Genomic DNA, 22,214 nt, shown 5'->3' on the forward strand with positions numbered 1-22,214 from the left:
AGCTCTATTTTTTTTGAAAGATAAAAAACAGTTCTTTACCTTGTCTTTCTTTTATTGAATTAATTGAAGGTTCTAAAACCTTTATATTAAATTTTTGATTGAAATGAGATTTATATTCAGTTATACTCCCGCCGAAAGGTGGACCCTCTTCAGTGAGTTCAAAGTTAAATAATAATCCAACTAATTTCCCATGTGGCTTCAGAAGATTATGCATTTGTTCTACATAATTTGGTCTTAAATTTGGCTGTAATGCACAAAAGAAGGTTTGTTCCAAAATAAGATCGAAGTTATCTTTTAATTCGAAAAAGTTAAGATTTAACAGTTGGTTTTCTTGAAAATCAGGTACACGCTTTTTAAAATTTATTAATGGTTGCTGAACAAAATCTAGAATATAGATGTTCTTAAAGCCATTATTCCAAAGGTATTCTGCCTCATAACTATTTCCTGCACCTGGAATTAGTATCTTTATAGATTTGTCTTCTAATTGATCGATATAGGTTTTAAGAGGTGTTGAAGCATAACCAATATTCCAACCAAGTTGATTGTTAGAATAACGCTTTTCCCAATAATGTTTATTTAATGGTTTCATAATAAATAGTTCAGATAATAGTAGTGATTCAGATATGATAATTTGTGTTATTCGTCATCATCTATATAGTCATCAATATCACGTCTATCTTTTTTAGTAGGTCGTCCAGTACCTTTTTTTCTGTAATAATCTTTACTGTATTTTAAGAGCTCTTTAGCTTCAAATGCCGATTTTGGTGTTGTATCCGTTCTGTAAATATCTACTAGTTTAGCACCAACTCTATTAGGAGGTAAATCATTAACAGTAAGTTGATAAACGATTTGGTCTTTACGTAATTCTATTTTATCCGTAGGATAAACTTCTCTAGAAGGTTTAACTGCTGCACCATTAACTTTCACTTGGCCTTTTTTACAAGCTTTCGTTGCAATACTCCGGGTTTTATAATAACGTACACTCCATAAATATTTGTCAATTCTCATATTCCTTAAACTAAAAACTACGTTAATGTTATGGTACAAAAATATTATATTATTGTATCTTGCGGCTTAAAAATTAGCAATAATGAACTTCGTATTGAAACTCTATTGGTTTTATACGATAAATACAAAATTCTATGAAATTAAAATTTTTAAGACTGAGTCTTTTATTATTGGCAGTATTTTCTGTTGTTATTTCTTGTAAAGATGATGACGATTTTGAAGAAATTCCTTATGTTTTAGAGGATAGAACAGAACAGCAAGCCAAAGATAAGGATTCATTATTATCATATTTATCCACACATTACTATAACTCTGCATTTTTTGAGACTGGGACTAATCACCGATATAATGATATTGTTATTACTGAATTACCTAAAGATGAATCAGGTAATTATCTTGAAATGCCTGATCCTGAAAACAACACCTTACTTATTGAAGCAGTTGAAACTTTAACAACAGAGTATAAAGACGTAAGCTATGAGTATTATGTCTTAAATATTAACCAAGGAGGAGGTGAGTCTCCGAATTTTACAGATAAGGTCCGTGTACGATATCAAGGTGTTTCTGTAGGAAATCAAACTGTTTTTGATGCAGTTAGTTCACCAATCACACTGCCTTTAGTAGGTGATGGGTTTCAAACAGGTGGGGCCATAAGAGCATGGCAATTGGTAATTCCAACATTTAAAACAGCAGTTTCTTATAGTTATAATGACGGTGTTGTTGAATATGATGACTTTGGATTAGGAATGATGTTCGTTCCATCTGGATTAGCATATTTTGCAGGTGTAAATACGGGATCTGCTTATGATAATCTAATTTTTAAGTTTGAATTATTACAATATGAAGTTGTAGACCATGATAGTGATGGGATTCCTTCTTGGGTTGAAGATTTGGATGGTGATTTAGATGTTAGCAATGATGATACTGATGGAAATGGTTTTCCTAATTATGTAGACCGTGATGACGATGGAGATGGTGTTTTAACTAGAGATGAGTTAATTCCAACAACATATACTATAGATTTAAATGCAGGGGAAGAAGAGCCTGTATTATCTGAAGGAGAGTTTGAAGTAAGTAGAGATTTAAATAATGGAATACTTACTATAGAAACGGTAACCATAGCAGATTCAAACAATGATGGTTTGGCAGATTATTTAGATCCGAATATTACCATCAACTATAATGAATAATTGATTGAAAAGATAAAGCATAAAAAAAGCCGCTCAATGAGCGGCTTTTTTATTTCTATATTTAAACTTATAGTCCAATCGATAAACTAAGAATTAACTGATCTGGTCTAGTATCAATTCTACTAACTGCGCCAGTCTCAATATTATTCCCAATAAAAGTAGCTTCGTTATCGTTAAAGCCTCTCTCATATCTTAGATCAATTCCAATTTTGTTAAAGTTAAGACCAATACCAAAATTTAAACCTACTGAGAAGTCATCCTCAACGTTGTCAATTTTTATACCGTCAAACTCGGTATCTAAAATATACTGTAAAGAAGGACCACCAAAAACACTAAGAGGTCCTAAAACTTTCACTCCTACTAATAACGGCGCATCAATTTTTTTAATTGAAAACTCATTACTGTCATAGTCACTTTTGGTGGCAGTATAGACCAACTCCGGTCTAAAATAGAACTTATTACCCAACTTTCCGAAAACACCAATATGGTATCCTACATTACGGTCTGGGTTTTTGGCATTGTCACCTATAGATTCAAAATAATCTCCATTAGCACTATAGTTCAGCCCGCCTTTGAACCCGAAGGCACTTTCGCTTTGCGCATTTGAAGTAAAACTTACTAAGGCAATTACTGCAGTTATAAGAACTGATGTCTTTAAATGTTTCATAATGTTCGTTTTTTAAGATTAGGTATGTCTATCCAAAAACGATGCCAAAATCAATTTATTTCCTTTTCAATACTTTTTTAACAGCTTTCTGGATGGCATCACTATTTAGTCCGTACTTATCCATAAGTTGTGCTGGTGTACCAGATTCTCCAAAAGTATCATTGGTTGCAACGAACTCTTGAGGTGTTGGTCGATGTTGTGCTAAAACTCTAGCAACACTTTCCCCTAAACCACCAAGGTGATTATGCTCTTCAGCGGTAACAATACATCCTGTTTTAGCAACAGAGTCTAAAATTGCTTTATCGTCTAGAGGTTTAATCGTATGTATATTGATAACTTCAGCAGAAATTCCAGCTTCATGTAACGCTTTAGAAGCCTCTAAAGCTTCCCAAACTAAATGTCCAGTAGCAACGATAGTTACATCTGTACCTTCAGTAAATTTGATGGCTTTACCAATTTCGAACTTCTGATCTGCAGGCGTAAACACTGGAACAGAAGGACGTCCGAATCTTAAATAAACAGGCCCTTCGTATTCTGCAATAGCAATAGTAGCTGCTTTTGTTTGGTTATAATCACATGGATTGATAACGACCATTCCTGGTAGCATTTTCATTAATCCAATGTCTTCAAGAATCTGATGTGTAGCACCATCTTCACCTAAAGTTAAGCCAGCGTGAGAAGCACAAATCTTTACATTCTTCCCTGAATAAGCGATAGATTGACGAATTTGATCGTAAACTCTACCTGTAGAGAAGTTAGCAAAAGTTCCTGTAAATGGAATTTTTCCACCGATTGTTAAACCAGCTGCGATTCCCATCATATTAGCTTCTGCAATTCCTATTTGGAAAAAACGTTCAGGGTTCTCCTCAATGAATTTATCCATTTTTAAAGATCCAATTAAATCTGCACAAAGTGCTACCACGTTTTGGTTTGTTCTACCTAACTCGGCCAAACCTGCACCAAATCCACTTCTTGTATCTTTCTTTTCTGTGTATGTATATGTTTTCATAGTAATGCCCACCTAAGTGGGTATATATTTAATTAGACTTTTTTTAGTAATCTCCTAAAGTTTCAGGATTTTGAGATAATCCTTCAGCAAGTTGCTCATCGCTAGGTGCTTTACCGTGCCATGCGTGAGTATGCATCATAAAATCAACACCATTACCCATAACAGTATGTAATAAAACACAAACGGGTTTTCCTTTTCCTGTTAATGCTTTAGCTTCCTTCATTCCTTTAAGAACGGCTTCAATATCGTTTCCTTCTTCGATATCTACTACAGTCCAACCAAAAGCTTCAAATTTAGCTCTAAGACTTCCCATTGGTAAAACGTCGTCTGTAGAACCATCAATCTGTTGTTTGTTTAAATCAATAGTTGAAATTAGGTTATCTACTTTTTTTGCTGAAGCATACATGATCGCTTCCCAATTTTGTCCTTCTTGCAATTCACCATCACCATGAAGACTATAAACTAACTTGTCATCATTGTTTAGCTTCTTTGCTTGAGCTGCACCGATGGCAACAGACATACCTTGCCCTAAAGAACCAGAAGCAATACGAATACCTGGTAAACCTTCGTGAGTTGTTGGGTGACCTTGTAAACGTGAATCGATAAGTCTAAAAGTATTTAATTCATCGACAGGAAAGTATCCTGATCTCGCCAATACACTATAATAAACTGGAGAGATATGTCCGTTTGAAAGAAAAAATAAATCTTCGCCAATACCATCCATATCAAAACCTTCTTTGGTTTCTAATAGCTCTTGGTAAAGTGAAACAAAAAATTCGGTACAACCTAATGATCCTCCTGGATGACCAGAGTTTACCTTATGTACCATTCGTAAGATGTCTCTACGAACCTGTGTTGTTAAATCGGTTAATTCTTTAATGTTTGGCATGTTATGTTGCTTAAGTTTGTATGGTGCAAAAGTAACCTTTTTACCGAAGTCTTTCAAAAGATGTAACCCTGCATTTATTAACGAATTATATGATTTGCTAACAATTTTTATTTTTAATTAAGAATGAATGAGATTGAGTTAATTATATTTGCCGTCAGACATATTTTACATGAAATTTCAAAGAGTAGCACAAGATAAACAATCAAAGGCAAGAGCAGGAACTATTACCACAGATCATGGGACAATAGAAACGCCTATTTTTATGCCTGTTGGTACGGTTGGATCCGTTAAAGGAGTCCATCAAAGAGAATTAAAAAATGATATTAACCCAGATATTATTCTTGGAAATACCTATCACCTTTATTTAAGACCGCAAACGCCGATTTTAGAAAAAGCTGGTGGTTTGCATAAGTTTATGAATTGGGATCGTAACATTCTAACAGATTCTGGAGGTTATCAAGTTTATTCACTTTCTGCAAATAGAAAGATTAAGGAAGAAGGGGTTAAATTCAAGTCTCATATCGATGGAAGTTATCACACCTTCACTCCAGAAAATGTTATGGAAGTGCAAAGAAGTATTGGTGCAGATATCATAATGGCTTTTGATGAATGTACACCTTATCCATGTGATTACAACTATGCCAAACGTTCTATGCACATGACGCATCGTTGGCTAGAGCGTTGTTTAACACATCTTAAAAAGACACCGTTTAAATACGACTATGAACAAACATTTTTCCCTATTGTTCAGGGTAGTACTTATAAAGATTTAAGACAGCAGTCTGCTGAATATATTGCTAACGCAGGAGCTCAAGGTAATGCAATTGGAGGACTTTCAGTTGGAGAACCAGCTGAAGAAATGTATGCGATGACAGAAGTGGTCTGTGATATTTTACCAGAAGACAAGCCTCGCTACCTTATGGGTGTGGGTACACCAATAAATATTTTAGAAAATATTGCTTTAGGTGTAGATATGTTCGACTGTGTGATGCCAACTCGTAACGCTAGAAACGGAATGTTGTTTACAGCTCATGGTAGTATAAATATCAAAAATTTAAAATGGGCTGAAGACTTTTCTCCTATCGATGAAATGGGTATTACATTTGTAGATACCGAGTATACAAAAGCCTATTTAAGACATTTATTTACGGTTAATGAACTATTAGGAAAACAAATTGCCACTATTCATAATTTAGGATTTTACTTATGGCTCACTAGAGAAGCACGAAAGCATATTATTGCAGGTGACTTTAGAGAGTGGAAAGATAAGATGGTAAAGCAAATGGATAACCGATTGTAGAAATTGAAATCTTAAATGAAATTGAGAAAAACACAATCCTCAAAAGTCTAACAAATAACAACAAACAACAACCTTGAAAATCCTAGATTGGTACATATTAAAGCGGTATTTACTAACATTCTTAATGATGTTATTATTGTTTGTTCCAATAGGAATTACAGTAGACTTAGCTGAGAAAGTAGGGAAAATGTTAGAAAATAATGTACCATTAAGTGAAGCTGTTTTCTATTACTTGAACTTTACAGTATACTTTGCTAATCTACTATTTCCATTATTTTTATTTTTGTCTGTTATATGGTTCACGTCTAAATTGGCAAATAATACCGAAATCGTCGCATTCTTAAGTTCTGGCGTGTCTTTTTCAAGGTTTTTAAGACCATATTTAATCGGTGCGACAATTGTGGCTAGTTTTGCTATGTTTTTAGGGATGTATTTAGCCCCGATAGCTAGTCAAGGTTTTAATGAATTCAAATTTAAATACTTAAAGAAGGGTAAAAGTGTACAACAAACTAGAGATGTATATCAACAAATCAATGATAACGACTATATCTATGTAAGTAACTTTATTCCAAGTACAAGTACAGGTATGCATTTTACATATGAACACTTTGAAGGGAATGAATTAAAATATAAGATTTTCGCTGATAACATCCGATATATTGAAAAGGATAGTGCTTACAGATTAACCAACTATTTAAAGCGTTCCTTTGAAAATGGTGTTGAAACAATTGAGACTGATAAAAGAAAACTAATGAGCTTTCCTTTTGAACTCGAAGACTTAACACCAGTTGAGTATGCTGCTGAAACCAAATCTTATGGAGAATTATTAGATTTTATTGCTGCGGAAAAAAGAAGAGGATCTCCTAATATAGGTAGATATGAGGTAGTGAAATTAAAAAAATGGAGTTTACCTGTATCCATATTTATACTTACAATAATTGCAGTGGCTGTTTCTTCAATAAAACGAAGAGGAGGAATGGGGGTAAACCTAGCCTTTGGTATTGCTATCGCTATGATTTATGTCTTCTTTGACAAAGTATTTGGTGTTATGGCTGAGCAGTCTGACTTTTCAGCCGTTGTTGCCGTGTGGTTTCCTAACGTAATATTTGGTATTTTAGCTGTATACCTGCTACAAAATGCCAAACGCTAAGTTAAAAAACTATTTACACTTACATGTACTTGTTATTATTGCAGGCTTTACAGCTATACTAGGAGAACTTATTACTATCGGTTCATTAGAATTGGTTTGGTATAGAATGGTAATAGCTGGGATTTTGATGTTTATGTACATCAAGTTTATTAAGCTAAATATTAAAATTTCTAAAAAAACCTTTTTACTATTTTCAGTCGCAGGTGTAATTATAGCATTACATTGGATCACCTTTTTTGAAGCGATTAATCAAGCAAATGTTTCCATAGCTTTAGCTATGTTTTCTTCTGGTGCATTTTTCGCGTCTTTTATAGAACCTATCTTTTTTAAACGAAGAATATTAGGGTACGAAATCGTATTTGGACTCATTGTCATATTCGGAGTGTTTTTAATTACAAGCAGTGAAATGGGCTATATCAATGGCATTGTTTTAGGTTTAATTTCTGCACTGTTTTCCTCATTGTTTGCTATAATAAACGGACGCTTTATTGAAAAGTATAACTCCACTGTTATATCGTTCTATGAGTTTTTGAATGGGGTGGCATTTTTAACGATTTTTATTCTCTTATCTGGAAAAACATTTAATGCTGAATTCTTTACCTTATCAACTTCAGACTGGATCTACTTATTCATTTTAGCATCTATTTGTACGGCTTATGCTTTCATTGGAGCGGTAGAAGTTATGCGCTTTATCAGTCCATTTACTGTGATTTTAACGTATAATTTAGAGCCTGTTTATGGTATTGCAATTGCGTTAATTATATTTCCAGAAACTGAACAGATGTCTTCACAGTTCTACATTGGAGCTATATTAGTAATAGGAACTGTTTTATTTGATGCTATTTTTAAAAATTACAAGAGACGAAAAGTGAAAACACTAGGCTAGTCAAGTAGATTTTTACATTTTATGAAAGTATCATTACTTTTGTATTTGAAAAAGGGAACTTACTTTTGAAATTATTTATCGAAAAATACATTTAGAATACGTAGGTTTGTAATCTAACTAAACATTAAAAATTAACTTCAAATTGTATGGAATATTTAGAGTTTGAATTACCTATAAAAGAATTAGAGCAGCAACTCGATAAGTGTCAGATTATTGGAAAAGAGAGTGATGTAGATGTTTCTGAAACTTGCATGCAGATTGAGAAAAAGCTAGAAGCTACTAAGAAAGAAATTTATAAGAATCTAACGGCTTGGCAACGAGTTCAATTGTCTAGACACCCAAATAGACCTTATACTTTAGATCACATCAAAGCTTTATGTGGAGATACATTTTTAGAGCTACATGGTGACAGAAATGTAAAGGATGATAAGGCGATGATTGGTGGCTTAGGTAAAATTGGTGATCAATCATATATGTTTATTGGTCAACAAAAAGGATTTAATACCAAAACGAGACAATATCGAAATTTTGGAATGCCTAATCCTGAAGGTTATCGTAAAGCATTGCGTTTGATGAAGTCGGCAGAGAAGTTTGGGATTCCTGTTGTAACTTTAATTGATACGCCAGGTGCTTACCCTGGTCTTGAAGCTGAAGAGCGTGGACAAGGTGAAGCAATTGCTAGAAATATTTTGGAAATGGCACGTCTTAAAGTTCCAATTATCACAATCATTATTGGTGAGGGTGCTTCAGGTGGAGCATTAGGGATTGGCGTTGGAGATCGTGTTATGATGCTTGAGAATACATGGTATTCCGTTATTTCACCAGAGTCTTGTTCTTCAATTTTATGGAGAAGCTGGGAATATAAAGAGCAAGCTGCTGAAGCTTTAAAACTGACAGCGAAGGACATGAAAAAAATGAAGTTAGTGGATGCTATAATTAAAGAACCATTAGGAGGAGCACATACAGATAGAGAGAAAACCTTTTCTTCTGTAAAAGATGCCATAATTAAAGCATATGACGAGCTTAAAAACTTATCACCAAAAGTTTTAGTGGAACAACGTATGAAAAAATACGATGATATGGGAGTCTATAAAGACTAACTCTACTAAACATAAGGAGCTAAAAAAAACTGAAGTGTTCACTTCGGTTTTTTTTGGCGCTATTAACAATAAAACAAACTTATTAACAGTTAGATTGTTAACGAAATGTTGACATCGTAAATCGGTGGATCACATTTCCTTACGACTATTTAACTACTTTTGCTACTTATGAAACAATCCAATCCAGTACAAGGTTACAAAGTTGATAAAAGCACTATTATCAGTTTAGAAAAAGGTAAAATACCACCACAAGCCGTTGATTTAGAAGAGGTTGTGCTTGGTGCGATGATGATTGATAAAAAAGGTGTTGATGAAGTCATTGATATTTTAAGTCCAGATTCATTTTATAAAGAGGCGCATAAACATATCTTTGAAGCTATTTTTAAATTGTTTGAAAATAGTGAACCTATTGACTTATTAACCGTTTCTAGTCAATTAAAGAAAGATCAAAAACTGGATATAATTGGTGGCGATTTTTATCTTATTTCATTGACTCAAAGAGTGTCTTCTTCTGCTCATATTGAGTTTCACGCAAGGATTATTCTACAAAAGTATATCCAAAGAAGTTTAATAAAGATTTCAAGTGAAATTATTGAAGAAGCATACGACGAAACTAAAGATGTATTTGATCTTTTAGATACTGCCGAAGCAAAACTGTATGAGGTTACTCAAGGTAACGTTAAAAAGTCAACAGAATCTGCTCAAAGTTTAGTGATTCAAGCGAAGAAAAAAATTGAAGAAATGTCAAATAAAGAGGGGATGAGTGGTATTCCTTCTGGATTTGATAAACTAGATAAATTAACTTCTGGTTGGCAGCCAAGTGATTTAATTATTGTTGCAGCTCGTCCGGGTATGGGTAAAACAGCATTAACACTAACCATGGCAAGAAACATGGCTGTAAATAGTAATGTACCTGTGGCTTTCTTCTCTTTGGAGATGTCATCCGTACAATTAATTACACGTTTAATTTCTAGTGAAACAGGTCTTTCTTCTGAAAAGCTAAGAACAGGAAAGTTAGAAAAACACGAATGGGAACAACTTAACGTAAAGGTGAAGACTTTAGAACAAGCACCTTTGTTTATTGATGATACACCATCTCTTTCAATTTTTGATCTAAGAGCTAAAGCTCGACGATTGGCCTCACAATACGGCATTAAAATGATCATGATTGATTATTTGCAATTAATGACCGCAGGTGGTAGTCAAAAAGGAGGAAACCGTGAACAAGAAATTTCTATGATTTCTCGTAACCTTAAGGCTTTAGCAAAGGAGCTTAGCGTTCCTGTAATCGCCTTATCGCAGTTATCGCGTGCGGTTGAAACTCGTGGTGGAAGTAAACGTCCTTTACTATCAGATTTACGTGAATCTGGTGCGATTGAGCAAGATGCGGATATCGTATCGTTTATTTATAGACCAGAATATTATAAAATTGACGAATGGGATGACGAGGAACGATCACCAACAGAAGGTCAAGGAGAGTTTATCGTGGCGAAACACAGAAATGGGGGACTAGAGAACATCCGACTGAAATTTATCGGACACTTAGGTAAATTCGATAACTTAGATGATTTCGATACACCGTTTGGTGAATATCATTCTAAAATGAATGAAACTCCTAGCGACAATCCGTTTAAACAAGATAGTTTTCCATCGCCATCAGATGCATTTGGTGACCCAGAGGATGATGGAGTTCCGTTTTAACAACAATTAATAGAATTGTAAACTGATTTTTAGTTTATCTTTGCACGCTTAGTTAAAAAAAACAACGCTGCCTCATGTTAGATCAAAGACGTACAACGAATGTGTTGCTATTAATAATAGTAATTCCTTTAGTATTCTATTTACTAAAGATATTGTCTTTTATATTTATTCCATTGATCTTCTCAATGTTCATCGCTCTATTGTTTTTACCATTAATGCGATGGTTAGGGCGTAGAAATGTTCCTAAGGTTGTAAGTATTGTCATAGTTTTATTGTTGGTTGGTGTTGGACTTAAGCTTGGAATTGAATTGATTCAATTGTCTAGTAAGCAGATCATGGCAAGCAATACAGAGTTTTTCTCCAAAGCTGAAGTTAAATTAGATGGAGCTAAGACTTATCTCACGGATAGTTTTGGAATTAAATTTCAACAAGAGACTAGTGTAATAGGTCAATTATTTGAAAAAGAAAATCTAGGAACTACTATTGGTTTTGTAAATAGATTTTTAACAACACTACTCATGACTGTGTTCTTTGTGGTTTTGTGGTTAGCTGAATCTATAAATGTGCATAAACTTTTAAATAATACACTTCTTAGAAGAAAACATACCTCTATAAAGGCCTTTATGAAAATTGAAAAAGACTTAATTAAATTTATTAAAGTTAAGTTTTTAGTAAGTGCTTTAACCGGTCTGTTTACTGGGTTGATGTGTGTTTTCTTTGATGTAAGCTTTCCTATATTCTGGGGCTTATTTGCCTTTGCCATTAACTTTGTACAAATGGTAGGCTCTTTTATCTCAGTTATTTGCTTATCTATTTTTGCTTTTGTAGAATTAGATCCTACTAGTACTTTATTTTTCTTTATTCTTTCAATCTCTTTAGTTCAAGTGGTATTCGGTGCAATTTTGGAACCAATTTTTATGGGGAAATCTTTCTCTATCAACATTATTGCCGTTTTGGTGATGCTTATGTTTTGGGGCTTTCTATGGGGAATACCTGGTCTTATAATGGCCATTCCAATCACGGTATTCATCAAAATTATTTTAGAGCAATTTGAAGGTACTAAGGTGATAGCAGAACTGTTGTCCGGCGATCAAAGAGAGTTGAGATAATACACTCCTTTTTTACTTAGTCAACTTTGAAATCACTCGTTTAAGTGTTGGAATAGCTATTTGCTAATTATTAGATTTAAAATCAAATAGAAGCATATAAGGTTATACTACTTAGATTTAAGTAAAGAATTATTTATAATTTTAGTTATCTTACTAAACTAAAATTATAAATTATGGTTCATGGGACACACAATGCTATAGAGGATTCTAGAAATAAGGATATTCTAATATCTATTAACAACGAGTTATTTCCACGAAATGAAGCTAAAATTTCGGTCTTTGATAGTGGCTATTTAGTAGGAGATGGTATATGGGAAGCCTTGCGATTACATCGAGGGGTTTTAGTCTTTTTAGACGATCACCTTAATCGTTTATGGAGTGCAGCAGCTACCGTAGGAATGAATTTTCCATTTACTAAAGAAGAACTTACCGCTAATATTTGGAGTACTTTAAAGGCAAACGATATGGAAGATGGAGTTCATGTAAGAATCATGATCACACGAGGAATTAAAAAAACACCTTCTCAAGATCCTAGATTGACCATTTCGGGGCCTAACATTGTCATAATCCCTGAGTATAAGACCGCATCAAAGGAGTCTAAAGAAAAAGGAATTACACTTTTCACTAGTACCATTAGAAGAGGATCACCAGATTATTTAGATCCCAAATTAAATTGTCATAGTAAACTTCATGAAGTACAAGCCCTAATTCATGCGATTGAAGCTGGTGCAGATGAAGCTTTAATGCTTGATGTTAACGGTTTTGTGTCAACCTGTAATGCTACTAATTTTTTCGTAGTGAAAAATGAGGAAGTTTGGACTTCGACACCTAAATATTGTATGAATGGAATAACGAGAGCAAAGGTCTTAGAAGTTTGTAAAGAGAACAATATATCTTGTTATGAAAAAGACTTTTCCTTATTTGATGTCTACGGTGCCGATGAAGCTTTTGTCACCGGCACATTTGGAGGCTTAACTCCTGTGACAAAAATTGATGGACGCGTAGTTGGAAAGGGGAATTATGGTAATATGACCAAAAGACTCAATGGTTTATATGAATCACTTATTGAAGAAATTGTGAATAATGGATAAAATTAGACGTATTTGTTTATGGTCTGGCCCGCGAAATATTTCAACTGCCTTAATGTACTCTTTTGCACAACGCGACGACACTAAGGTTTTTGATGAACCCTTATATGCCTACTATCTAAAAAATCACCCGGAAGCACACAAATACCACCCAGGTTCTGAAGAGATTTTAAAGTCTTTAGAAAATAATGGAGATGTGGTTGTTAGTATGATGCTTAATAACCAAGATAAGCCAGTTTTGTTTTTTAAACATATGACTCATCACTTATATGGTTTGGATCGTGAATTTATGAAAAGTACTATAAATATTATTTTAACCAGAGATCCCATTGATATGTTACCTTCCTTTGATAAGGTCATTAAAAACCCTAGCTTAAATGATGTGGGTTATGCGCAACATGTCAAACTCATAAACTATTACGAAAAAAACAACATTAAGTTTACAGTTTTAGATTCCAAAAGAGTGTTAAAGAACCCGAAGGAGACGCTACAAAAACTATGTGAATTTGCTGAAATCCCTTTCGATAATAATATGTTATCATGGGAACCACAGGAACGTTCTGAAGATGGTGTTTGGGCAAAGTTTTGGTATAAAAGTGTACATGAATCTAGCGGATTTATGTCGTATAAACCGAAAGAAGAAACGTTTCCAGAACATCTTAAACCATTATTGGCGGAATGTCAACATTTTTACCAAAGGCTTAAGAGATATGCATTGTAGGTATTAGATTTGACATACAATGCCAGCACTTAAAGCCAATAGACTAAAAATTTTCCATTCTATTACCTTGGTCTTAAAAGAATGGTAAAATTAAGAAATCAAGATTAAATTTAGTTATATTTCGTTCTGATACCTGTTAGGCATAACTTTATGAAAGTGAAAAATATAATTGTACTCTGTTTTGTATTGCTGTTTGGATTTGAATCTTATGCATCTTACATATTAATCCCAATGGATGCAAAATCTCAAAAAAATCATTTAAAAGCATATGGTGTGACCTATTGGACGCTTGAAAGAGATTTGAAGGTACAGTGGCTTCTGAATTATAGAGGAGGCTCTTTTTTGTTGCCTGATGCTGAAATAATTCAACGTGAATGCCAAATTAGAGGAGTTTCGTTCGAGGTTATCTCCGATGCTAAGGCAGCTCAGATTTTAGATGATATTGCAAGTCCTGCCGTGAATCAAGAAGCTATTGTTTTAGAAAAAGCACCTAAAATAGCTGTGTATACACCAGATAGTATGAAGCCATGGGATGATGCGGTGACCTTAGTCCTGACCTATGCTGAAATACCTTATGAAACCATATATGACGAAGAGGTTTTAAAAGATGAATTACTACTATATGATTGGTTGCACTTACATCATGAAGACTTTACGGGACAATATGGTAAGTTTTATAGAACCTTCCGTTCTGCAGCGTGGTATATAGAAGATAAAAGAGAAGCAGAAGCTTTAGCAGCGCGTTTAGGGTATTCTAAAGTATCTGAAGCGAAATTAGCTGTTGCTTTAAAAATTAGAGATTATGTTGTTGGTGGTGGATTCATGTTTGCTATGTGTTCTGCAACAGATAGTTTTGATATTGCACTTTCTGCTGAAGGTGTCGATATTTGCGAGCCAATGTTTGATGGTGACGGAAGTGATCCAGGTTATCAAAATAAAATTGACTATTCTAAAACCTTTGCGTTTAAAGATTATATTTTAGAGCGGAGTCCAAATGTATATGAGTTTTCCTCAATAGATATGACGACAAAACGCAATATACCTAAAATGACCGATTATTTTTCTTTAATGGAATATTCCGCTAAATGGGACCCGATTCCAACCATGTTAACGCAGAATCATACCGCTTTGGTTAAAGGATTTATGGGGCAAACCACATCTTTCTCTAGGGATCAAATTAAATCCAATGTCCTAGTGATGGGCGAAAATCGAACCAATGGAGAAGCCAAATATATTCACGGTATTAAGGGAAAAGGTTTTTTTACTTTTTATGGCGGACATGATCCTGAAGATTATACACATAAAGTAGGAGATCCAAAAACTGAATTAGATTTGCATCCAACATCTCCAGGTTATAGATTAATTTTAAATAACGTATTATTTCCTGCAGCAAAAAAGAAGAAACAGAAAACATGATGTGTAATTTTATTGCTTAATCTTTCAAAATAAATATACAAGCATTAAAGGCTGTTACTAATAGATTACAGGCGGATTTTAAGATTATAATGGTTTTTATTATTGACTATACAATATGATGTTATTGCAAAATAAAATAAATCGGACGCTCTGAAATATTAAATAAAACTTTCGTTTCTACTTTCAAATGAGTTGAATTTAAAAATAAGAAAACTACATCACCATTTAAATTTTAACCATAGAAGCTTGGATCAACACAAATAAAATAACGGGAAATCAAACTATTTTAAGTAATCATAGTGGTCCTGGTGTGAGACAATTTACCTTCGGTCTTGTTGATGATAAGTTACAGATGTTCTTAGGAGGCGGGGCTAACACATTAACATCAGATGCAGGTGTAATATCTGTAGATACATGGCATCATGTAGCTGCTGTCTATAATGACGTAGCTTTAAAGCTATATGTAGATGGTGTAGAAATTGCTTCTCACGAAATGCCATTAGGTTATTTTATCTATGATTCTTTTGATCCTTATCAAATAGGAGCGACGAAGGATGCTAATTCTCACTTTAGTGGCTCTATTGACGAACTTAAAGTTTGGGACATTGCAAGATCGGCCGAGCAAATCGAAGAATTTGCTTGTGAACTACAAGGGACAGAAACATTAAACGTAGAGACTTCAGGTTTATTGGCTTATTATAAGTTTAACCAAGGAGTTGCAGCTGGAAATAATACCGGTCTCACAACATTAATTGATCATACGGCAAATGGATATAATGGCACATTAACTGATTTTGCATTTTCAGGTGCATCAAGTAACTGGGTAGATGGTTCTCCTGTACTTGCTCCTGAGACACCTACAGTTACAACTCAAGTGACATTGGAACAAAATAGTACGGCTAGTCCATTAACTGCTACATCTAGTGCCACTGGTTTATTATGGTATACAGAAGTAAATGGTGACGCTTCCGCTGTAGCGCCAACTCCTAATACAGATATGCTTGGTGAAACTTCATTCTGGGTTTCAAGTGTCAATGAAATGGGTTGCGAGAGCGAACGTGTAGAAATAGTTGTTACTGTTGAAGAGACTATGAGCGTAGGAGAGGAGAATATGCTAAATGGCTTAAGCATTTATCCTAACCCTACTAACGGTGTATTAACTGTATCAAATACTTTAGATACTGAAGTTTTTACTACAGTATATGACCTTAATGGAAGATTACTTCTAAGTAAAACACTCGGACAAAATTCAAATACATTAGATCTTTCAAATCTTAATACAGGAGTTTACATTGTAAAACTTAAAACTGAATTAGGAGAAGTTTCTAAAAGAGTTCTTAAGAACTAAAAAGTTCTTCATATAGTTTAAAAGGCCGCATTTATGCGGCCTTTTTTCATATTTATATATGGTATAAACCTAACATTATTGTTTATTTGTAGTCTAATAAAGTATGAATTATGATATCCAAAGAAGAGACCCTCAAAAAAATTCAAATCTTAATAACTAACCATTTTGACACACCAGAAGATGCTTTTGCCTTTTTTGATAATGATAAAGATGGTAAATTAAGTAAGGCGGAAATCGTAAAACTTTTAAAACAAGCAAAAATCACTGGATTTGTTCGTGGCTTAGTAGCTACAAAACTTATAGAAGGCTATGATAAGGATGCGGATGGACTGATTGGTTGGGAGGATTTTAAAGACGCAATTGATAATATTACTGTAGATCCTAATAAGTAGAGACTTTCAATATGCAGGTCTTTCAAAAACAAATTACACTAATACCATTCTCTCGCGGATTTCATTTAATTACAGAGGATATCTTAAGGGCATTTCCGGAAATCAGGCATATTCAGGTCGGCCAATTACACGTGTTTATTAAACATACTTCTGCTAGTTTAACTATAAATGAAAACGCAGATCCAACAGTGAGGGAAGATTTTGAAAGTCACATCAATACAATGGTTCCTGAAAACCAATCTTATTATAAACATACCTATGAAGGTGCCGATGATATGCCCGCACATATTAAATCGTCATTAATGGGAGCTTCGGTTCAAATTCCAATAACAAACGGTCAGTTGAATATGGGAATATGGCAAGGTGTTTATCTATGTGAGCATAGAAATAGGGCCTGTGGACGGGAATTAGTACTTACGGCTTTCGGCAATTAAACGCTCTAAAATTACTTCTACACCATACGCGTCATTAGAAGATGTACTAAAGTTCGCTGTAGCTTTTACATCTGGATGTGCATTTTCCATAGCATAACTATATGTGGCAAGTTTCAACATGTCTAAATCATTATTATAGTCTCCAAAAACCATCGTCTCTGAGGGTTTTATTTTCAAGCGATTTTGTAAATACGCAAGGGCATTTCCTTTATTTGTCTTAGCATCAGAAATATCTACCCAGTGATTTCCAGAAACCACTACATTAAGTGCAGGTCTTAAATGCTTCACTAAAGGAAAGATATTAGCTTCAGAATTGGTAGGATGATAAAGAGCTATTTTAACCACAGGGTCTTTAATTTCATCTATAGAATCAATAAGAATATAGTTTGAATAATATTCAGAAAAGGTTTGTACCAAGTCATCAGAAGCATTATTAATATAGGCACAATGTTTTGTGCAAAAGATAGGGTAGGTGTTATCTATAGAAGTTACTAATCTATAAAGTTCAGCAATGTGTTCTGAGGCAATAACATTTGATATTAAGACTTGTTCTTGCTCAATGACTAATCCACCATTTTCGGCCACAATTATAATATCATTAAGAAGAGGTTTAAGTTTTTCTGAGATACTGTAATAAGGTCTTCCACTAGCCGCAACAAACAAAATATTCTGCTGTTTCAATTGTTTGAAAACATCAAAAAACCGAGGGCTAACTTCGTGTTTAGAGTTGAGTAAAGTACCATCCATATCTGCCACCACTAGTTTTATATCTTTCATGTGTCCGTATTTAAGTGTAATTGTTTTGAACGAAAATAATTAAAATAAAAAATCCGATTCAAATTAATGAACCGGATTTATAAGCGAAATGTTGTTATTAATTAGGCTAAACGCCTTACTTTACTTTTTTAACTATAGCTTCAAAAGCTTCTGGGTGATTCATTGCTAAATCGGCAAGAACCTTACGGTTTAAGTCGATATTATTAGATTTTAATCCTCCCATAAATTTTGAATAGCTCATTCCATGCTGTCTTGCACCTGCGTTAATACGCATAATCCATAACGAACGGAATGTTCTCTTTTTTACTCTACGGTCTCTATACGAATATTGCATCGCTTTGTCAACCGCATTTTTTGCTACTGTCCAAACGTTTTTACGTCTTCCAAAGTAACCTTTTGCTTGCTTAAGAACCTTTTTTCTTCTGGCTCTCTTCGCTACTGAATTTACTGATCTTGGCATTTCTTTAATTGTTTTTTGTAGTAGGCGGTCTTTTTACAGACACTTGCTAAATTCTTTTGCCTAACTCCAGGGTTTATAAATTGTTTTTAACCGGTTAAGTTGATTACTTCAAACGAAGCATTAACTTAACATTACTCTCATCTGCTTTATGTACTAAACCATCATGAGTTAATTTAAGCTTACGCTTTTTAGATTTTTTTGTCAAGATATGACTCTTAAAAGCGTGCTTTCTTTTAATCTTACCAGTGCCAGTAACTTTGAAACGTTTCTTAGCACTTGATATTGTTTTCATTTTAGGCATTTTTTTCCTCTTTTAAATTTACGTTTCGCTTATTATTGTCTCACGATTCTAATGGATACTAGAACTGTGTATTATTATTTTTTCTTAGGTGCGATGAACATAATCATTCGCTTTCCTTCAAGTTTAGGCATTTGCTCAACTTTTCCGTATTCTTCAAGATCCTGAGCCAATTTTAATAATAAAATTTGTCCCTGTTCTTTAAAAACAATAGAACGTCCTTTAAAGAATACAAAAGCTTTTAACTTTGCTCCATCTTTTAAGAACTTTTCGGCGTGTTTCTTTTTAAACTCGTAATCGTGCTCATCTGTCTGAGGACCAAAACGAATTTCTTTAACAACGACTTTAGTTGCTTTAGATTTCAACGACTTTTCACGTTTCTTCTGCTCGTAAAGGAATTTTTTATAATCCATAACTTTACAAACAGGAGGCGTCGCATTTGGCGAAATCTCTACAAGATCTAAACCTTGTTCATCGGCTATGGATAAAGCCTGTTTGATAGGATAAACTCCTATTTCGACATTATCTCCGACTAATCTTACTTCTTCAGATCTGATTTTAGAATTTATACGGTGTTTATCTTCTTGAGATACGCGTCTTGTATAATTCTTTCTGTTTCTACGTATTGCTATGGCTTCTGTATTTAAATTAAACTTATTTTTTTATTTGAAAGTCTTTAGACTTTTACTTACTCTATCTTTTACAATAGTCACGAACTCTTCTACAGTAATCGTGCCAAGATCTTCGCCACCATGCTCACGCACAGTTATTGTATTATCTTTTTCTTCCTGCTCACCGACAATAATCATAAACGGAAACTTCTGCATTTCAGCTTCGCGAATTTTCTTACCTACTGTCTCATTTCTATTGTCAGTAAGGGCGCGAATTTCGTCATTTTCTAGGACATTTAAAACTTTTTCGGCGTATTTTTCATATTTCTCACTAATAGAGAGTATAATAGCCTGTTCTGGCATAAGCCAAAGTGGGAAGTTACCTCCTGTATGTTCTAGTAAAATAGCTACAAAACGTTCTATACTTCCAAAAGGCGCACGGTGAATCATGACCGGTCTATGCATCTCATTGTCACTACCTTTATAGGTTAAGTCAAAACGCTCTGGTAAGTTGTAATCTACTTGGATGGTACCTAGTTGCCACTGTCTACCTAAAGCATCCTTCACCATAAAGTCTAACTTAGGTCCGTAAAATGCGGCTTCACCAGTTTCAACCACATAATTCAATCCTTTATCAATCGCAGCATTTAAGATGGCTTGTTCCGCTTTTTCCCAATTTTCATCGCTTCCTATATATTTATCCGGGTTTTCAGGGTCTCTTAACGAAACTTGTGCTGTGAAATCTTCAAAACCTAAAGAACCGAATACATATAGAACTAGGTCAATAACATCTTTAAATTCCTTATCGAGCTGATCAGGAGTACAAAATATATGGGCATCATCTTGAGTAAATCCTCTAACGCGTGTTAGTCCATGTAATTCGCCACTTTGCTCATAGCGATATACCGTACCAAATTCCGCAAATCGCTTAGGTAATTCTTTATAAGAAAAAGGTTTACTGTTATAAATTTCACAGTGATGAGGACAGTTCATTGGTTTTAATAAGAATTCCTCACCATCTACAGGTGTTGTTATAGGTTGAAAACTATCCTCGCCATATTTGGCATAATGGCCAGAGGTGATATATAATTCTTTATTACCAATATGCGGTGTGACCACCATTTCGTAACCAGCCTTCTTTTGCGCCGCTTTCAAAAAGTTCTCTAATCGTTCACGTAAGGCAGCTCCTTTCGGTAACCATAATGGAAGTCCTTGACCAACTTTTTGTGAAAAAGTAAATAGCTCCAGTTCCTTACCTAATTTTCTATGATCTCTTTTCTTCGCTTCTTCTAAAAGTTGAAGGTATTCCGTAAGGTCTTTTTGCTTCGGGAATGAAATTCCATAAACACGAGTTAATTGTTTATTGTTTTCGTCACCTTTAAAATAGGCTCCAGCCACACTCATTATCTTAACGGCTTTTATGATTCCTGTATTTGGAATATGGCCACCACGACATAAGTCTGTAAAAGTGGAATGATCACAAAAACTTATGGTACCATCTTCAAGTTGTTCAATTAAGTCTACTTTATAGTCATTTTTACCTTCATAATAAGAAAGAGCTTCAGCTTTTGATACATCACGCATTTTAAAATCGTGCTTACCTCGAGCAATTTCTATCATCTTATTTTCAATCGTCTTAAAGTCCTTTTCAGAAATTACCCCGTCTTCTAAATCAACGTCGTAATAAAAGCCATTTTCAATAGCAGGACCCACCCAAAGCTTTACATTCGGATAAAGTTCCTCTAAGGCCTGTGCTAAAACGTGAGCCGAAGAATGCCAAAAAGCTTTTTTTCCAGCATCATCCTTAAACGTATATAAGGTAAGATTACCATCGGTGGTCAATGGCGTGGTAGTTTCAACAATTTTGTCATTGAATTTTGCAGAGATGACATTACGAGCAAATCCCTCGCTAATATCTACAGCCACATCATGAGGTGTTACATCTTTCTCAAAAGACCTCACCGAACCATCAGGTAGAGTAATTTTAATCATATATAGTTTAAGTTTTAGAGCACAAAGATATATCTATATAAGGAATAGACAAAGTGATGTATTCAGAAAATATTAATGGCGTTTCTCTTTTGCTTTTTATGAAGCAAAAGAGCCGCGCTATCCGCTATATCTTTTTTGGACTATACTATTTAGGTGTAGTTTTTACTTCGAGAATTACTCCTTATATATATAGGTATATAAATGGAAGTGATATTGATCCAAAAAAGGATGCCGCTTCTATCGCTAACGCAAGTATTTGCTAACGAACTTTCTGTAATGCGATGCTATGGATTGTTTGTTAGAGTAGGGGAGCTTATAAAAAGACCGAGAGTTAACTACACAATAACTTAATGATTCTTTAAATATAGATGTTGGTTTAGTACACTCCATAGTTTTTACACTACGCCTTCATATTATATATAGGTGTTATACCTTATTATAATAGGTGTGTTCTGTCATAGGAATGGGGGCATAAGATTAGGAGTCATTATATATAGATACCATCAAAACAGCACGCTTCAAAAAAAAGCAACATGTATTTCTATGGTTTCAAGGGAGTTAAAAAAAATAACGAAATAAATTATAAAAAGGTGTTGTGGGATTAAAAAAGGGTTCTATATTTGCACCCCGAAACAAAGACAAGGTGTCGCGTTTCAGACGTTCATTTC

General features: G+C 34.2%; 23 protein-coding genes. 13 read left to right on the forward strand and 10 right to left on the reverse strand.

From position 1 onward, the window contains the following. Positions 1 to 4: 4 nt before the first annotated feature. Both DFQ11_RS12435 and DFQ11_RS12440 read right to left on the reverse strand, forming a co-directional pair. A complete protein-coding gene (locus DFQ11_RS12435) occupies positions 5 to 589 on the reverse strand; it encodes a methyltransferase domain-containing protein (RefSeq protein ID WP_110476202.1) in 585 nt (194 codons plus the stop codon). Between the two features lie 47 nt (positions 590 to 636). Then, entirely contained in the window at positions 637 to 1,008 is a 372-nt protein-coding gene (locus DFQ11_RS12440) for an RNA-binding S4 domain-containing protein (RefSeq protein ID WP_110476203.1), read from the reverse strand. Between the two features lie 134 nt (positions 1,009 to 1,142). Here DFQ11_RS12440 and DFQ11_RS12445 point away from each other — a divergent pair, with 134 nt between their 5' ends. After that, entirely contained in the window at positions 1,143 to 2,198 is a 1,056-nt protein-coding gene (locus DFQ11_RS12445; RefSeq protein ID WP_110476204.1) for an FKBP-type peptidyl-prolyl cis-trans isomerase, read from the forward strand. Positions 2,199 to 2,265: 67 nt separating this feature from the next. On the opposite strand, the gene DFQ11_RS12450 is transcribed toward DFQ11_RS12445, so the two are convergent. Genes DFQ11_RS12450 through DFQ11_RS12460 form a run of 3 tightly spaced genes read right to left on the reverse strand, consistent with a single transcriptional unit; the run spans position 2,266 to position 4,763 of the window. Then, positions 2,266 to 2,865 carry a porin family protein gene (locus tag DFQ11_RS12450; protein WP_110476205.1) on the reverse strand — a complete coding sequence of 200 codons (600 nt, stop codon included), beginning with the start codon at positions 2,863 to 2,865 and terminating at the stop codon, positions 2,266 to 2,268. Between the two features lie 55 nt (positions 2,866 to 2,920). After that, complete coding sequence (locus DFQ11_RS12455) at positions 2,921 to 3,874, reverse strand: transketolase family protein (RefSeq protein ID WP_110476206.1); 954 nt, start codon at positions 3,872 to 3,874, stop codon at positions 2,921 to 2,923. A gap of 43 nt (positions 3,875 to 3,917) precedes the next feature. Then, entirely contained in the window at positions 3,918 to 4,763 is an 846-nt protein-coding gene (locus DFQ11_RS12460) for a transketolase (protein ID WP_110476207.1), read from the reverse strand. 169 nt (positions 4,764 to 4,932) lie between these two features. On the opposite strand from DFQ11_RS12460, the gene tgt reads away from it, so the two are divergent. From tgt to DFQ11_RS12520, 12 genes are all read left to right on the forward strand, one after another. Further along, positions 4,933 to 6,063 (forward strand): tRNA guanosine(34) transglycosylase Tgt, encoded by a 1,131-nt coding sequence (tgt, locus tag DFQ11_RS12465; RefSeq protein WP_110476208.1) that lies wholly within the window; start codon positions 4,933 to 4,935, stop codon positions 6,061 to 6,063. Between the two features lie 73 nt (positions 6,064 to 6,136). Then, positions 6,137 to 7,213 (forward strand): LptF/LptG family permease, encoded by a 1,077-nt coding sequence (locus DFQ11_RS12470; RefSeq protein ID WP_110476209.1) that lies wholly within the window; start codon positions 6,137 to 6,139, stop codon positions 7,211 to 7,213. Then, a complete protein-coding gene (locus DFQ11_RS12475) occupies positions 7,200 to 8,099 on the forward strand; it encodes a DMT family transporter (RefSeq protein WP_110476210.1) in 900 nt (299 codons plus the stop codon). The genes DFQ11_RS12470 and DFQ11_RS12475 overlap by 14 nt, the downstream gene beginning before the upstream one ends. Before the next feature lie 146 nt (positions 8,100 to 8,245). Continuing rightward, positions 8,246 to 9,199 carry an acetyl-CoA carboxylase carboxyltransferase subunit alpha gene (locus tag DFQ11_RS12480; protein ID WP_110476211.1) on the forward strand — a complete coding sequence of 318 codons (954 nt, stop codon included), beginning with the start codon at positions 8,246 to 8,248 and terminating at the stop codon, positions 9,197 to 9,199. Positions 9,200 to 9,367: 168 nt separating this feature from the next. After that, positions 9,368 to 10,900 carry a replicative DNA helicase gene (dnaB, locus tag DFQ11_RS12485; RefSeq protein ID WP_110476212.1) on the forward strand — a complete coding sequence of 511 codons (1,533 nt, stop codon included), beginning with the start codon at positions 9,368 to 9,370 and terminating at the stop codon, positions 10,898 to 10,900. A 74-nt stretch (positions 10,901 to 10,974) separates the two neighbouring features. Beyond that, positions 10,975 to 12,009 (forward strand): AI-2E family transporter, encoded by a 1,035-nt coding sequence (locus DFQ11_RS12490; RefSeq protein ID WP_110476213.1) that lies wholly within the window; start codon positions 10,975 to 10,977, stop codon positions 12,007 to 12,009. A gap of 173 nt (positions 12,010 to 12,182) precedes the next feature. Continuing rightward, positions 12,183 to 13,100 carry an aminotransferase class IV gene (locus tag DFQ11_RS12495; protein ID WP_110476214.1) on the forward strand — a complete coding sequence of 306 codons (918 nt, stop codon included), beginning with the start codon at positions 12,183 to 12,185 and terminating at the stop codon, positions 13,098 to 13,100. After that, positions 13,093 to 13,818, forward strand: a complete 726-nt coding sequence (locus DFQ11_RS12500; protein ID WP_110476215.1) for a sulfotransferase-like domain-containing protein — start codon at positions 13,093 to 13,095, stop codon at positions 13,816 to 13,818. Before DFQ11_RS12495 ends, DFQ11_RS12500 begins: the two co-directional genes overlap by 8 nt. 231 nt (positions 13,819 to 14,049) lie before the next feature. Next, positions 14,050 to 15,234, forward strand: coding sequence for an asparagine synthetase B (locus DFQ11_RS12505; RefSeq protein WP_110476216.1), 1,185 nt, complete (start codon positions 14,050 to 14,052; stop codon positions 15,232 to 15,234). Between the two features lie 238 nt (positions 15,235 to 15,472). Beyond that, complete coding sequence (locus tag DFQ11_RS12510; protein WP_262508291.1) at positions 15,473 to 16,582, forward strand: LamG-like jellyroll fold domain-containing protein; 1,110 nt, start codon at positions 15,473 to 15,475, stop codon at positions 16,580 to 16,582. Positions 16,583 to 16,692: 110 nt separating this feature from the next. Next, the gene (locus DFQ11_RS12515) at positions 16,693 to 16,974 is read left to right on the forward strand and encodes an EF-hand domain-containing protein (protein ID WP_110476218.1); all 282 of its coding nucleotides are present in this window, start codon (positions 16,693 to 16,695) and stop codon (positions 16,972 to 16,974) included. 11 nt (positions 16,975 to 16,985) lie between these two features. Continuing rightward, positions 16,986 to 17,408 carry a secondary thiamine-phosphate synthase enzyme YjbQ gene (locus DFQ11_RS12520; protein ID WP_110476219.1) on the forward strand — a complete coding sequence of 141 codons (423 nt, stop codon included), beginning with the start codon at positions 16,986 to 16,988 and terminating at the stop codon, positions 17,406 to 17,408. Here the strand turns inward: DFQ11_RS12520 and DFQ11_RS12525 are convergent. The 5 genes from DFQ11_RS12525 to thrS all read right to left on the reverse strand — a co-directional run bounded on the left by DFQ11_RS12525 (position 17,382) and on the right by thrS (position 21,546). Beyond that, positions 17,382 to 18,185: an HAD family hydrolase gene (locus DFQ11_RS12525; protein WP_110476220.1), complete on the reverse strand. Its 804-nt coding sequence runs from the start codon at positions 18,183 to 18,185 to the stop codon at positions 17,382 to 17,384. The two genes, DFQ11_RS12520 and DFQ11_RS12525, sit on opposite strands and share 27 nt — an antisense overlap. Positions 18,186 to 18,300: 115 nt before the next feature. Further along, positions 18,301 to 18,645 carry a 50S ribosomal protein L20 gene (gene rplT / locus DFQ11_RS12530; protein ID WP_110476221.1) on the reverse strand — a complete coding sequence of 115 codons (345 nt, stop codon included), beginning with the start codon at positions 18,643 to 18,645 and terminating at the stop codon, positions 18,301 to 18,303. A gap of 103 nt (positions 18,646 to 18,748) precedes the next feature. Then, positions 18,749 to 18,946 carry a 50S ribosomal protein L35 gene (gene rpmI, locus DFQ11_RS12535; RefSeq protein ID WP_110476222.1) on the reverse strand — a complete coding sequence of 66 codons (198 nt, stop codon included), beginning with the start codon at positions 18,944 to 18,946 and terminating at the stop codon, positions 18,749 to 18,751. Between the two features lie 74 nt (positions 18,947 to 19,020). Further along, a complete protein-coding gene (gene infC, locus DFQ11_RS12540; RefSeq protein WP_110476223.1) occupies positions 19,021 to 19,569 on the reverse strand; it encodes a translation initiation factor IF-3 in 549 nt (182 codons plus the stop codon). Between the two features lie 36 nt (positions 19,570 to 19,605). Beyond that, complete coding sequence (gene thrS, locus DFQ11_RS12545; protein WP_110476224.1) at positions 19,606 to 21,546, reverse strand: threonine--tRNA ligase; 1,941 nt, start codon at positions 21,544 to 21,546, stop codon at positions 19,606 to 19,608. Positions 21,547 to 22,214: the final 668 nt, after the last annotated feature.

The sequence above is a fragment of the Winogradskyella epiphytica genome, assembly GCF_003217215.1.
Lineage (GTDB): Bacteria > Bacteroidota > Bacteroidia > Flavobacteriales > Flavobacteriaceae > Winogradskyella > Winogradskyella epiphytica.